General features: G+C 61.0%; 12 protein-coding genes. 6 read left to right on the top strand and 6 right to left on the bottom strand.

The features are described 5' to 3' along the window. Positions 1-76: 76 nt before the first annotated feature. From queA to DXC99_RS05970, 3 genes are all read right to left on the bottom strand, one after another. The gene (queA, locus tag DXC99_RS05980) at positions 77-1,288 is read right to left on the bottom strand and encodes a tRNA preQ1(34) S-adenosylmethionine ribosyltransferase-isomerase QueA (RefSeq protein ID WP_117629596.1); all 1,212 of its coding nucleotides are present in this window, start codon (positions 1,286-1,288) and stop codon (positions 77-79) included. Between the two features lie 70 nt (positions 1,289-1,358). Beyond that, positions 1,359-1,934, bottom strand: coding sequence for an epoxyqueuosine reductase QueH (locus tag DXC99_RS05975; RefSeq protein WP_117564473.1), 576 nt, complete (start codon positions 1,932-1,934; stop codon positions 1,359-1,361). A gap of 67 nt (positions 1,935-2,001) precedes the next feature. Further along, positions 2,002-2,571: a DUF3267 domain-containing protein gene (locus DXC99_RS05970; protein ID WP_117564474.1), complete on the bottom strand. Its 570-nt coding sequence runs from the start codon at positions 2,569-2,571 to the stop codon at positions 2,002-2,004. A gap of 133 nt (positions 2,572-2,704) precedes the next feature. Here DXC99_RS05970 and DXC99_RS05965 point away from each other — a divergent pair, with 133 nt between their 5' ends. Beyond that, positions 2,705-4,855: a methionine--tRNA ligase gene (locus DXC99_RS05965; protein ID WP_117629595.1), complete on the top strand. Its 2,151-nt coding sequence runs from the start codon at positions 2,705-2,707 to the stop codon at positions 4,853-4,855. A 36-nt stretch (positions 4,856-4,891) separates the two neighbouring features. Next, positions 4,892-5,995, top strand: a complete 1,104-nt coding sequence (locus DXC99_RS05960; protein ID WP_117629594.1) for an RsmB/NOP family class I SAM-dependent RNA methyltransferase — start codon at positions 4,892-4,894, stop codon at positions 5,993-5,995. Positions 5,996-6,019: 24 nt separating this feature from the next. On the opposite strand, the gene DXC99_RS10360 is transcribed toward DXC99_RS05960, so the two are convergent. Further along, complete coding sequence (locus DXC99_RS10360) at positions 6,020-6,190, bottom strand: hypothetical protein (protein WP_156058414.1); 171 nt, start codon at positions 6,188-6,190, stop codon at positions 6,020-6,022. Between the two features lie 190 nt (positions 6,191-6,380). On the opposite strand from DXC99_RS10360, the gene DXC99_RS05955 reads away from it, so the two are divergent. Next, positions 6,381-7,472 carry a hypothetical protein gene (locus DXC99_RS05955; RefSeq protein WP_117629593.1) on the top strand — a complete coding sequence of 364 codons (1,092 nt, stop codon included), beginning with the start codon at positions 6,381-6,383 and terminating at the stop codon, positions 7,470-7,472. Positions 7,473-7,553: 81 nt separating this feature from the next. On the opposite strand, the gene DXC99_RS05950 is transcribed toward DXC99_RS05955, so the two are convergent. After that, positions 7,554-8,444: a DegV family protein gene (locus tag DXC99_RS05950; protein ID WP_117629592.1), complete on the bottom strand. Its 891-nt coding sequence runs from the start codon at positions 8,442-8,444 to the stop codon at positions 7,554-7,556. A 320-nt stretch (positions 8,445-8,764) separates the two neighbouring features. Here DXC99_RS05950 and DXC99_RS05945 point away from each other — a divergent pair, with 320 nt between their 5' ends. The 3 genes from DXC99_RS05945 to DXC99_RS05935 all read left to right on the top strand — a co-directional run bounded on the left by DXC99_RS05945 (position 8,765) and on the right by DXC99_RS05935 (position 11,781). Then, complete coding sequence (locus tag DXC99_RS05945) at positions 8,765-10,681, top strand: fructose-1,6-bisphosphatase (RefSeq protein WP_117629591.1); 1,917 nt, start codon at positions 8,765-8,767, stop codon at positions 10,679-10,681. A gap of 78 nt (positions 10,682-10,759) precedes the next feature. Further along, complete coding sequence (locus DXC99_RS05940; protein WP_117629590.1) at positions 10,760-11,155, top strand: GtrA family protein; 396 nt, start codon at positions 10,760-10,762, stop codon at positions 11,153-11,155. Between the two features lie 218 nt (positions 11,156-11,373). Further along, the gene (locus tag DXC99_RS05935) at positions 11,374-11,781 is read left to right on the top strand and encodes a GtrA family protein (RefSeq protein WP_117629589.1); all 408 of its coding nucleotides are present in this window, start codon (positions 11,374-11,376) and stop codon (positions 11,779-11,781) included. Positions 11,782-11,941: 160 nt separating this feature from the next. Here the strand turns inward: DXC99_RS05935 and DXC99_RS05930 are convergent, their stop codons facing one another. Further along, on the bottom strand, positions 11,942-12,835 hold the full coding sequence (locus DXC99_RS05930) for a DUF4430 domain-containing protein (RefSeq protein ID WP_233505679.1): 894 nt from the start codon (positions 12,833-12,835) through the stop codon (positions 11,942-11,944). Positions 12,836-12,840: the final 5 nt, after the last annotated feature.

Genomic DNA, 12,840 nt, shown 5'->3' with positions numbered 1-12,840 from the left:
TGAAGTTGAACGTCAGATTGTCCAAATGCGGCCCGCGCAGCGTCGGCCGGTTACGGCGTTTGGAAAACGCCGTAACCTACAAAATGAGCATGGCGTCGCCAAAGCTGAAGAAGCGGTAGCGCTCCTCGATGGCGGCGGCATAGGCATCCATGATCTGGTCGCGGGTGGCAAGTGCGCTCACGAGCATCATGAGCGTGGAGCGCGGCACGTGGAAGTTCGTGATCAGCGCGTCGACCACGTGATAGGTCGAGCCGGGCATGAGGTAGAGCTGCGTCGTCGCGTTCTCGCGCACCACGATGTCGCCGCGGCCGAGCGTGTCGGCCCCATCCTCGCGGCCCTCAAAATAGCGCGCCGTCACGGCCGGATCAGACACCGGTGCCTCAGCGTCAAAGGCGCTCTCGAGCGAGCGTACTGCGGTGGTGCCGACGGCGATCACGCGGTGCCCCTCGGCCTTCGCCTTATGCACGGCGTCGACAACCTCCTGTGACACGTGGTAGCGCTCGGTGTGCATGACGTGCTGCGTGGGGTCGTCCTCCTCCACCAGACGGAAGGTATCAATACCCACCTCGAGCTCGACGGCGGCAAACTTCGCGCCCTTGGCCTCGATAGCGGCCATGAGCTCGGGGGTAAAGTGCAGACCCGCCGTAGGAGCGGCAGCCGAGTGCTCCTCCTTCATGGCGTAGACGGTCTGGTACTTCTCGGGATCGCCCTCGTAATCGGTAATGTAGGGCGGCAGCGGCACGTGACCGGCAGCATGAATGGCCTCGTCGAGCGTGCGCGGCTCGCCGGCGGCATTGCAGCCGGCCGGCTCAAAGCGCACCAGACGGCCTCCGCGGCTATCAGTGACAAAGTCGATGACCTCGGCCGTCAGCACCACGGGAGCCCCCTCGGGCGCATGGGCGCCACCGGCGCGATACTCAATCTGAGCACCGGGCTTCAGGCGCTTACCCGGCTTGACCAGGCACTCCCAAACGTGGCCCAGCGGGTCAACATCCTCACGGCGCTTGAGCAGCAGCGTCTCGACCACGCCACCCGAGCCGGCTTTGCGACCGATCAGGCGGGCCGGCATCACACGCGTCTTGTTGATGACGAGCACATCGCCCGGCTCGATATAGTCGATGATGTCGCGGAAGATGCGGTGCTCAACGGTACCGCCGTGCTCCAGCGGCTTCCCCGCCTGGGAGCCTTTGCGATCCACCACCAGCAGGCGGCAGGAGTCGCGCGGCTCGGCAGGAGCCTGGGCAATCAGTTCCTCAGGAAGGTTGTAGTCAAAATCATCGGTACGCATAGACACGTCGGATACTCCTTATATAGCTAAAGTCCGCTCTACATCCTAGCAGGCTGACGTCCCAAACGAACTACTTTTTGGCGGCTTTGCGCTCGTCGCGGATGCGGGCGCGGTCCATGGCCGCCTCGACAGCAGAAAAGCGGCAGCCGCAGTAGTTCTGTCGATACATGCCCAGTTCGCGCGAACGGCGCGTAGCCTCGGGATAATACGGGCGAAAATCGCGAATCACCGGGGTGAGCCCATGGGCGGCCGCCAAACGCTCAAGCACGTCATTGCAGGTGTCGAACAGCTGATACGGCGAGACGGCGAGCGTCGTACCCACATATTCAAACCTGCGCTCCTGGGCAACGCGGCAAGCCTCGGCCAAGCGCAAGGCATAGCACGAGCGACAGCGACGGGGCCGATCGGCACCCAGCGGGGCCACGCCGGCCTCCCAGCGCTCGCGGTCCTCCCCCGCCTCGATGAGCTCGATGTCGCCATCGGCACACCACCGGCGCAGCTCGTCCAGACGCCGCCGCCATTCATCGCGCGGTTGAATATTGGGATTGGTCCAGCAAATCGTGGGCTCAAACCCCTCCTCGCGCAGCAGGCGAACCGGCTCAAGCGAGCATGGTGCACAGCACGCATGCAGCAACAACGACTTCATCGACATCCCCGTCCCAGAAAACTCACCCCGACATCATGGCAGCTAAAATAGCCCCGTCCCAAAAAGACTACTTTGCGAAAAAGCGCACGCCAAAGGACGTATCCTCGCAGGCGACGATACGGCGGTCGCGCAGAATGGTCCGCACGTAATACCAATCACCCACACAGCCCGACAAGTGCAGACCAGCCGCCAGGTAGCACAGCAGCGGATAGTCCGAGAACGCAAACCCCAGGGCAAATGCTGTCGTCACAACAACCGTCGGCGCCAGGCAAACCGCCATGTACCGCCGGCGCGAATACACAACGCCCTCGGCGCAGGCATAGATCATCGCCGTCTCGCGATTCGCCCCAAAGGTCACCTGCGCGCCCGCAGGCGCCAGCAGCTTAAAAAACACCGCATGCACCAGCTCGTGCACGGCAAACGATGCCATTGAGACCGCAGCCAAGCCGACTATCCAGCCCACGACAGCCATCCAGCCGCCCGCCTCAGCCGCGTCCAAGTCCGCAGGCCCGCCCAACAGCATAAACACCGGCACCAGGCACACGGCAAACACCGCGATCACGGCCATCCCCCACACGAAGCAAGCGTGTAGAAAATCCTCGTCCTCAAACGCATGTATGTTGGAAATCTCATTCATAGCATCTTAGGATAGCGCCCCTGCCACGCACCCGCCCGCATGTGCGATAATGTCGAACGATATGCACGAATTGACCACCGCGCCGCCGAACCCCGTGCCCGGCCGCGCTCTTACCTATATGCGAAGGAGTCCCATGGCATCCAAATACTCCATGAACGACCGTCCCAGCTGGCCGCGCCGCGCCATCGTTACCGCCGGCGAGCCCTACGGCAACAAGGGTCTGCACTTTGGCCACGTCGGCGGCGTCTTTGTCCCGGCCGACTTCTTCGCCCGCTTCCTGCGCGACCGCCTGGGCCGCGAAAACGTCATCTTCACCTCGGGCACCGACTGCTACGGTTCGCCCATCATGGAGAGCTACCGCAAGCTCAAGGAGAACGAGGGCTACGACAAGTCCATCGGCGAGTATGTCGAGTCCAATCACTCCCGCCAGGCCGCGACCCTCAACAACTACAACATCAGCTGCGACATCTACGGCGGCTCGGGCCTTGAGCCGGCGGCCCAGATCCACAACGAGGTGACTGCCGAGATTATCGAGCGCCTGCACGAGCAGGGCACCATCTCCAAGCGCTCCACGCTGCAGTTCTACGATGCCAAGGCCGGCACGTTCCTCAACGGCCGCCAGGTCATCGGCCGCTGCCCCATCCAGGGCTGCAAGTCCGAGAAGGCTTATGCCGACGAGTGCGATCTGGGCCACCAGTTTGAGCCCGAGGAGCTCATCGCGCCCAAGAGCCAGCTCACCGGCGAGGTGCCCGAGCTGCGCCCGGTCGACAATCTCTACTTTGACCTGCCGGCCTACCTCGACTTTATGAAGACCTACACCGCCAAGCTCGCCCAGAACCCGCAGGTTCGCTCCGTGGTCTCCAAGACCATGGAGGAGTGGCTGCTGCCGGCTCAGCTCTACATCCAGAACAAGTTCCGCGAGGCCTTCGATGCCGTCGAGGACCAGCTCCCCGAGCACACCGTGCTGGAGCCCGAGGGCAACAAGAGCAGCTTTACCGTCACCTTCCCCAGCTGGAAGGAGCGCGACGACGCCCACGCGGTGCTCGCCAACGGTGGCGTGCGCTTCCGCAGCGGCAAGGCACTCGTGCCCTTCCGCATCACCGGCAACATCGACTGGGGCGTTCCGGTGCCCGAGGTCGATGGCGTCTCCGACGTCACCTGCTGGTGCTGGCCCGAGAGCCTGTGGGCGCCCATCAGCTATACGCGTACCGTGCTCGCGCGCGATGCCAAGGCCGCCGGCGTGACCGAGGGCGTCGCCGCCCAGGATGCCGCCCTCATGGGCGAGCCCGCCGCCGACTCCACGCAGGTGCCCGCACCCACCTACCAGCACAGCTCGCTCGACTGGCGCGACTGGTGGTGCTCTGACGACGCTCAGATTTACCAGTTCATCGGTCAGGACAACATCTATTTCTACTGCATCGCGCAGACCGCCATGTGGGAGGCCCTGGGCTGGGACCTCACGCAGAGCACCGTCAGCGCCTGCTACCACCTGCTCTACATGGGCAAAAAGGCCAGCTCGTCCTCGCAGACGCCTCCCCCGCCGGCAGACGACCTGCTCAACCACTATACCTGCGAGCAGATGCGCGCGCACTGGCTGTCGCTCGGCCTATCCGAAAAGCCGGTGAGCTTTAGCCCCAAGGCATACGACACGCGTGTGACCGGCAAGGACAAGGACGGCAACGAGGTACGCGCCTGCGACGACAAGCGCGTTATCGACCCGGCCCTTAAGGAGAGCGCGCTGCTGACCGGCGTGTTCAACCGTCTGGCCCGCAGCTGCTTCTACGGCGTCGCCGTCAAGGAAGGCGACGAGAGCCCCTACCGCAACGGCTGCATCCCCGCCGGTGCCGCTTCTGACACCGTGGTCGAAGCCGCCGAGCAGGCAGCTCTCGCCTTTGAGCAGGCTATGTACAAGTTCGAGACGCACCGCGCGCTTGCCGTGTGCGACGACTACCTGCGCGCCGCCAACAAGCGCTGGAGCGACGCTTCCAAGGCCGCCAACAAGCTCGAGGGTAACGAGGCAAACGCCGCAATGACGCAGGCGCTCGTCGACGCCTTTACCGAGCTGCGCGTGGTGACCGTGCTCATGCACGGCATCGTCCCTGCCGGCTGCGAGCTCATCTGCGAGTACTTCGACATCGACCCGGTCGCCTTCTTTAGCTGGGATAACATCTTCGCCTCCACGGATGAGTTTGTGGAGAGCTTGGGCGAGAAGCCCGGCGAGCACCGCGTAAAGCCGCTGCCCCAGCGCTTCGACTTCTTTAGCAAGCACGAGAGCCAGTACTAAACACTCGACATGTAATGGAATGGGAAGGAAAGACGGATGTCCAAGCCGCGTCGTCGTAAGCAGAAAAAGCAGGTCAAGGCCGAGCTCAAGCTCAGGCAGTTTGCCGCCACCGAGCTTTCCGACCAGCTTGCCGCCCTTCCTTGCGCCGCCGACCTGCCGCGCTTTATGGTCGACACGGTCGCCGGCGCCTATGCGCCCGCCGATGCCGAGCTCATGATCGAGGGCTTCGGCGCCGCGGCCACACGCCCGGTCACGCTGCGCGCCAACACGCTCAAGGCAACCGCCGAGGACATCGCTGCGGCGCTCGATGCCGCCGGCATCGCCCACAACGCTGTCGCCTGGTACCCGGACGCCTTTATCCTGCCCGAGGCCCAGGTTTCCGATCTGTGGGATCTCGACATCTACCGCGACGGCAAAATCTACCTGCAGAGCCTGTCGTCCATGATGCCGCCGCTGGTCCTGGGCGCACAGGCAGGCGAGGACATCCTGGACATGTGCGCAGCCCCCGGTGGCAAGACGACGCAGATCGCCGCCCTCACGCAGGGGCAGGCGCACCTTACCGCCTGCGAGATGAGCATTCCCCGCGCCGAGAAGCTCGAAGCCAACCTCCACCGCCAAGGCGCAAAAAACGTGCCCGTCATGCGCATCGACGCACGCGAGCTCGACGAGTTCTTCCGCTTTGACCGCATCCTGCTCGACGCCCCCTGCACCGGCACGGGCACCGTCATCAGCGGCAACGAGAAAAGCCTGCGCGGCCTGACCGAGCAGCTGCTGAGCAAGTGTGCCCGCTCGCAGCGAGCACTTCTGGACCGCGCCATGGGAGCCCTTAAACCGGGCGGCACGCTCGTCTATTCGACTTGTTCGATCTTGCCGCAGGAAAACGAGGACGCCCTGCAAGAGGCCCTCGACAAGCACATGGATTGCGAGCTTATCCCCCTCGACGGCACGCCGAGCGAAAGTGAAACGCGCCGTGCTCAGGAAGTTGGCGAAGAGCCACGCATCGAGTGCAACGCCCTCACCGAGGCCATCGCCGCCAGCCACGTCTCGTCCGTCGCCAACGGTATGCCCGGCACGCTGACCATTCCGCCTAGCCGCGACTTTGAGGGCTTCTACATTGCCCTGATCCGAAAACGCAGCTAGCGCACGGATCCAAAACTCAACAAGCTATCTCTGTGCGCGTTTGCCCTGCTGGTCGCGATGCTGTTTAAGCATCGTGCGCTCCTTGCGTTCGGCCCTTTTGCCCTTAATGGCCGTGACCACAAAGTAGATGACCGCGGCGGCTACGATTGCGCCCACGCATAGGCCAATCGAGCCCAACATTGCCGAAAATTCCATACCGCGTCACCTCTCTTTTAAACGGGACTTTCAAGATAGCACCCCGATCACCGCCACCACAGCTCCTTCACGTTCGCCGCCCTTCGGTCTAACGGAGGACGCGGCGGGGAAAAATCAACTCGTCAAACGGTTTAGCATTCGCAATTCCGGCTGCATCGCGCCGGCCGTCATCACATAGAATCGAGCTTCCATGGATACCCTCAACGATCTAAATGAGCGCGTCGACGCCTTCGTCGGCACCAGCTCTTTCGACACGCCTGCCGCGGCAAACGACCAAGCCCCCATCGATGTGCCCGCCGAGGTTCACGAGGACATTGTCGCCTCGGTCGATTTCTCCGAGGTCGAGCTCGCAGACGAGTTCACCGAACCCCAGGTAGCTGTGACCCCCAACGGACTGCTTCCCATGGAGCCGCTGCCCATCGACGGGCGCCTGCGCAAGGCGGCCCTTCGCATGCCTGACGAGATTGAGGAGGCCAGCGGCTTCACGCTCTTCGGCCGTCGTATCAAATCGCTCATCTACACCACCGACGTCGCGGTCATCCGCAACTCCAACGCCGATGCCGTCTTTGCCGTTTACCCCTTCACGCCGCAGCCCGCCATTACGCAGGCGCTGCTGACCGTCGCCGAGTGCCCGGTCTTCGTAGGCGTGGGCGGTGGCACCACCACCGGCAAGCGCTCCGTTCAGATGGCAGCCGTCTCCGAGATGCAGGGCGCGGCGGGCTGCGTGGTCAACTCCCCCGCCACCGCCGAGATGGTCGAGCACATCACCAACATCGCCGACATCCCCGTCATCGCCACGGTCGTACGTTGCGACGACGATGCTCACGCAAAGGTGCGCGCCGGCGCCAAGATTCTTAACATCGCCGCTGGCAAAAACACGCCGCAGGTCCTGCGTGAACTGCGCGAGCACTATCCCAACCTGCCGCTCATCGCGCCGGGCGGCAAGACGCCCGAGAGCATCCGCGAGACCATCGCTGCCGGCGCCAACGCCATCATCTGGACGCCGCCTTCGGCACAGCAGCTACAGACCGACATGATGCAGCGTTATCGCAAGATGAAGGAAGACGCCACACCTGTCATCTCGCACGACGATGTGCCCATTATCGACCAGGTCTCCGCCGCCGAGGTCAGCCAGGTCGAGAACATGAATCCCGACGTGCCGATTCCCGACGAGGTCATCGAGCGCGTCGCTTCGATCCACGAGCGCGTCGAGGAGCGTCGCGCCAACCGCGGGCTCAAGCCCTCACTGCACGGCTTTTTCTTCCGAGGAAAGAAACGCTAACCCCAACAGCAAGGCCCGCCCCACAAACGTGAGGCGGGCCGTTTTCGTTTGAGCAATCATGCAGCGATGTGATGGGGCAAATTAATCCACGCGCTTGTCGCCCATAAAGAAGAGCGCCACCGTACCAGGTCCGGTATGCGAGCCAATCAGAGTACCGATGTTATTGATCTCAATCTTGCCTTTAAGCTGCGGAACCTGTTCCTCAATCAGCGCCGCAACTGCCTCGGCATCCTCGCGGCACGCCGAGTGCGACATGATGCACTTACCCGAATAATCCGCACCGTCCTGCACGTGTGCCATCATGGTCTTAGCCATCTCGGAAATCGCGCGCTTCTTAGTGCGAATCTTCTCACGTGGCGACAGCTTACCTTCGCAATCGACCGTCATAAGTGGGCAAATCTTAAGCGCCGTGCCGATGATCGCGCTCGCAGCCGAAATGCGACCGCCGCGCAGGTAGCTCGACAGATCGGTCGAGAAGAACCAGTGGTGCAGGTTGAGCTTATGCTCCTCGATCCAAGCGGCCGTCTCGTCGAGTGAAGCCCCGCTATCGCGCACGTCGGCGGCACATTCCGCCAGCAGGCCAAAGCCCGAAGACGCTGCCAGCGAATCGATGACGCGCACCTTGCCGCCCTGGGGATAGCGATCCGCGAGCATCTGCGCCGCAACGCAGGCCGATCCATACGTGCCCGAAATACCCGACGACAACGTCAGGTGCAGCACGTCTTTGCCCTCGGCAACAAGCGGCTCCCAAAACTCTTCGTACTCACCCACGCTCACCTGAGACGTCTTGGGCATGGCGCCCGCGGATATCTGGGCAAAAAACTCGTCCGGCGTAATCGACTGATACAGATCGTCCGTATAGACAACATCGTCGATCTCGTAATGAAAACACACGACGGGGATATTGCGCGATTCAAAGAACTCACGGGTTCGATCGGCGGCAGATTCACAGGTCAGGACAAAATCACTCATATGAGGCTCCTTAAGTATTGCTGCGCAAATTATCGCACAGCAAGCCTAAATACGATACAAATGTCCGCTATTTACCAATGCGAACCATTTGCATCCAATATCTTTATCATGAACATCCCCATCCCCCGCCATGGGCCAACGTGGGCAAAATCACCCGCTTCGTCTCCACTCAACCGCCATATCTACCTCCACTAAATCGATTTAGCAAACCGTTCGGCTAACAATTCGGCCGCCCATCCCCAATCGAAACAAAAGCGGCGCATACTGATAAACGTTTGACACTGTTTATCAGTTTTACCAGCCCTATCGGAAGGTGTTTCATGGTCGCATTCGATCGCAATCCGCAAGACTTCAAGTATCTGCGCCTGCTGTCGAGACAGTTCCCCACCGAACAATCCGCATTTACCGAAATTATCAACCTCTCGGCCATCCTCAACCTACCCAAAGGCACCGAGCATTTTATGAGCGACGTGCATGGCGAGTACGAAGCCTTTATGCACATCCTCAACAACTGCTCGGGCGTCGTGCGCGAACATGTCGACGAGATTTTTGGCGACACGCTTTCCTTTGACGAAAAGGGCGAGCTGTGCACGCTCATCTACTACCCGCGCGAGAAGATCGACCTGGTCCGCAGCCGGCGCGAAGACTCGCCCACCTGGTACAGGACGATGCTTGACCAGCTCATCATGGTCGCCCGCTCGCTTTCGAGCCGCTATACGCGCTCCAAGGTGCGTAAGGCCATCCCACGCGATTACGCCTACATCATCGACGAGCTGCTGCACACGCATCCGGACGAGAACAACTATCGCGTGCGTTATCACGAGCGCATCGTGGAGTCCATTCTGGAGACCGCCAGCGCCGACGACTTTATCGAGTCGCTCGCCTCGCTCATCAAGCGCCTGGCCGTCGACCACCTGCACCTGGTGGGCGACATCTTCGACCGCGGCGGCGGCGCTGCCAAGATTATGGACCGCCTGCTCACCTACCATTCACTCGACATCCAGTGGGGCAACCACGACCTGCTGTGGATGGGCGCTGCGGCCGGTGAGCCCGCCTGCATCGCAACGGTGCTGCGCAACAACCTACGCTACGACAACTACGAGATCCTGGAGAACGACTACGGCATCTCGCTGCGTGAGCTTGTCGCCTTTGCCGATGCCACCTACACCGCCGGTGAGTCCATCACCCCACTGATCAAGGCCATCAACGTCCTGCTCTTTAAGCTCGAGGGCCAGATTATCCAGCGCCATCCCGAGTTCGACATGACCGACCGTCTGTTACTCGACAAGATCGATCACGGCACCGGCACGGTCACGCTCGCCGACGGCAGCGTGTGGCCGCTCACGACCAACGACTTCCCCACCGTCGACCCGGCGGACCCCTATACGCTCACGTCTCAGGAGCAGCACATCATCGACAAGCTCGTGTCCGAGTTTGTCACCGCCGATCACCTGCATCGCCATATCGATTTCCTCTATTCCCACGGCTCGATGTACAAGGTCGCCAACGGCAACCTGCTGTTCCACGGCTGCGTGCCGCTCAACGAAGACGGCACCTTTAGCAGCATGAACTGCCTGGGCACCTGGCACGCTGGCCGCGATTATCTCGATTTTTGCGACCACATCGCCCGCCGCGCCTGGCGCGTGGGCGACCGCGACGCTCTCGACTGGATGTGGTACCTGTGGATTGGCTTTAACTCACCCGCCAGCGGACGCCTGGTGCGTACCTTTGAGCGCGCCTATATCGCCGACAAGAGCACCTGGGTCGAGCCGATGGACCCGTACTTTACGCTTACCAAGTCGCCCTCGGTCTGCGACGACATCATGCGCGAGTTTGGCGTCGCGCCCATGGCATGCTCACCGACCGGTCACATCATCAACGGCCACACGCCCGTTAAAACCACCAAGGGCGAGCAGCCCATCCGCGCCGAGGGCAAGCTGCTGGTCATCGATGGCGGATTCTGCCGCGCTTACCATCCCAAGACGGGCATCGCCGGCTACACGCTTATCTCGAGCTCGCGAGGATGCCGCCTCAAGTCGCACCAGGCCTTTACCACCGTTGCCGAGGCACTCACGCGCAACGTGGACATCGAAAGCGAGACCAACCGCTTTGACGAGGCCGACCGCCGCCGCATGGTGAGCGACACCGATACCGGCGCCAAGATCCGCAGCCAGATCCAGGATCTGCGCCAGCTGCTCGATGCATATAGAAACGGTGCTATCGAGGAGCGCGTCTAGCCCCACCCGCGGGGATTGGCTAAACTTGCTGAGTTTGTCATCCCCGCGGCGCCCCGGCGCCACCATAAGGCAGGTACCATGCAAAAGCTCCTTGCGCAGATCATGAAGTTTGGCGTCGTCGGCGTCATTGCCACGGTCATCGACTTTGGCATTATGAATCTGCTCCACTACGGTCTGGGCCTTAACATCCTAATCGCCAACACCAGCGGCTTTATCATCTCACTCATCTTTAACTACCTCGCAAGCATGAAATACGTGTTTGCGCACAAGGAAGGCATAAGCCGCCGCCGCGAGTTCATTATCTTTGTCGTGCTGTCCGTGATCGGCCTGGCACTCAACGACGGTATCGTGTTGACACTCAACGCCGGCCTGGGACTCGAGGCCAATATCGCCAAGATCTGCGCCACCGCGCTTGTCATGGTCTACAACTTTGTGACCCGAAAGATCTTCCTGGAAGGCGACGAGACCAAGTAACTCGCAACCTTACAGCTTTACAATGCCCACGGATGACGCGCGTCGAGCGCCGTGTTGTTCGCGGGCATTGCTCGTTTACGGGCAAGTTTTCAACGTTTGCGGATTAGCTCTTGAAAATTTGGCGAGTTCGTATAGTTCTTGGCAAGGACCTTACGTTTCCCTTGCAAAAGCTCTAAAGTATCCTCTGCTCGATTCATCAACGCATTGGATGTGATTACGTGCGCAAGGCACTGGCACAACCTCATACCAAGCAGTTCCTCAAGTTCGCTGTCGTGGGTCTTGTCTCCTTTGGCATCGACTGGGGTATGCTCATTGCGCTCGTCGAGCTGTTTCACCTCGACTTCTTGATGAGCACCACGGTTTCGTTCATCACGTCCGTCGTGGTCAACTACTGGCTCAGCATGAAGTACGTGTTCGACCACCGCGAGGGCATGAGCCGCAAGCGCGAGTTCACGATCTTCACCATCCTGTCGGTGATCGGCCTGGGCCTCAACGACCTGTACATGTTTGTGGGCGTCACGTTTTTGAGCATCGGCTACCAGGCCATGAAGGCCATCGCCACGTTCCTCGTCACCTGGTACAACTACTTCAGCCGCCGCTTCTTCCTCGAGGGCGCACGGTCGTAGTCGATTCACTATTTGCTTGAATGTAAAACCGGTTGGAATTCCCGTTCCAACCGGTTTTTTTGTTTGCCGAGAGACCCGGCGACCCAGTCCCATTCGCATGAAAAACGGGCGGCCCGGATGTTTGTCCGAACCGCCCGTCTGGCGCACTATGTCGAGGTCCCTAGCCTGTAACGTAATACCAGACCACGTTGTCGCCATTGGAGAGAACGTAGTTACTGCAGGCCGTCATGGGCGTTGTGCCGTTGACGGAGTACATCCAGCCGCTCGTGCCACCGTGCTGTTTCTCGGCCAAACCACCAATCGCGGAGACATACGTGCCGTACGACGAGCCATGTGCGTTAACGGAAAGGCCCAGCGCGCACAGGGCATCATAGACGGTAGCGCCTTCGTTAAAGGTAAAGGTGCCACCAGAAGACACAGGATTGCCCACAGCGCTCGATGTGACCGAAACCGTCACTGTTACGTAGCTGGACTCCTGCGAGCCGCTCTGGCCGCCCGAGGAGGCGTTTCCACCATTAGAGGATGAGGCTCCATCAGACGACTGGCCACCGCCAGACGCATTGGAAGTATCACCGGCTCCCGTATTTTGGGCAGCGGATTTATCGCCAGACTTCTTGCCGTCCTGGTCCTCGGACTTCTTGTTATCCGAGTTCTTGTCCGATTCCTTGTTTGAAGACTCGGAATCGTCCTTGGACTTGGACTCATCAGAATGCTTGGACTCATCTTTTGCGTCATTCGATGACTTGGAATCCTTGGAACTGGCCTCGCCCGAAGTCGTAGTCGAGCCAGACACCTTGGTGTCCTTGGTGACGACGCTCTCCCCCGTCACGGTCTGAATGATCCAGTCGATGGACCAGGCACCGCTCTCGGAAGGATGGACGAAACCCAGCGAGACGACGATCAGAATGGTGCACGCGGCAGTCAGGACGCCGAGGAACGTCTTGCGACGAAGGGCGGACGCCGCCGAAGCGGCGCCCTGTTGCTTTGCATCGTCAAGCTGGATAAACGAGGAATCTGGTTGCTTGGGGTCAGCGTCCTTGGATTTATTGGACACAGCCC

This window comes from Collinsella sp. TF10-11AT, assembly GCF_003437565.1.
Classification (GTDB): Bacteria; Actinomycetota; Coriobacteriia; order Coriobacteriales; family Coriobacteriaceae; genus Collinsella.
Note: the sequence above shows the minus strand (reverse complement) of the source record. Positions and strands in the feature narration are given on the sequence as shown.

What these genes read in the sequence shown, in the direction of transcription:
- queA (WP_117629596.1), bottom strand. Translation starts at nt 1,288, where the DNA reads ATGCGTACCGATGATTTTGACTACAACCTTCCTGAGGAACTGATTGCC.
- DXC99_RS05975 (WP_117564473.1), bottom strand. Translation starts at nt 1,934, where the DNA reads ATGAAGTCGTTGTTGCTGCATGCGTGCTGTGCACCATGCTCGCTTGAG.
- DXC99_RS05970 (WP_117564474.1), bottom strand. Translation starts at nt 2,571, where the DNA reads ATGAATGAGATTTCCAACATACATGCGTTTGAGGACGAGGATTTTCTA.
- DXC99_RS05965 (WP_117629595.1), top strand. Translation starts at nt 2,705, where the DNA reads ATGGCATCCAAATACTCCATGAACGACCGTCCCAGCTGGCCGCGCCGC.
- DXC99_RS05960 (WP_117629594.1), top strand. Translation starts at nt 4,892, where the DNA reads ATGTCCAAGCCGCGTCGTCGTAAGCAGAAAAAGCAGGTCAAGGCCGAG.
- DXC99_RS10360 (WP_156058414.1), bottom strand. Translation starts at nt 6,190, where the DNA reads ATGGAATTTTCGGCAATGTTGGGCTCGATTGGCCTATGCGTGGGCGCA.
- DXC99_RS05955 (WP_117629593.1), top strand. Translation starts at nt 6,381, where the DNA reads ATGGATACCCTCAACGATCTAAATGAGCGCGTCGACGCCTTCGTCGGC.
- DXC99_RS05950 (WP_117629592.1), bottom strand. Translation starts at nt 8,444, where the DNA reads ATGAGTGATTTTGTCCTGACCTGTGAATCTGCCGCCGATCGAACCCGT.
- DXC99_RS05945 (WP_117629591.1), top strand. Translation starts at nt 8,765, where the DNA reads ATGGTCGCATTCGATCGCAATCCGCAAGACTTCAAGTATCTGCGCCTG.
- DXC99_RS05940 (WP_117629590.1), top strand. Translation starts at nt 10,760, where the DNA reads ATGCAAAAGCTCCTTGCGCAGATCATGAAGTTTGGCGTCGTCGGCGTC.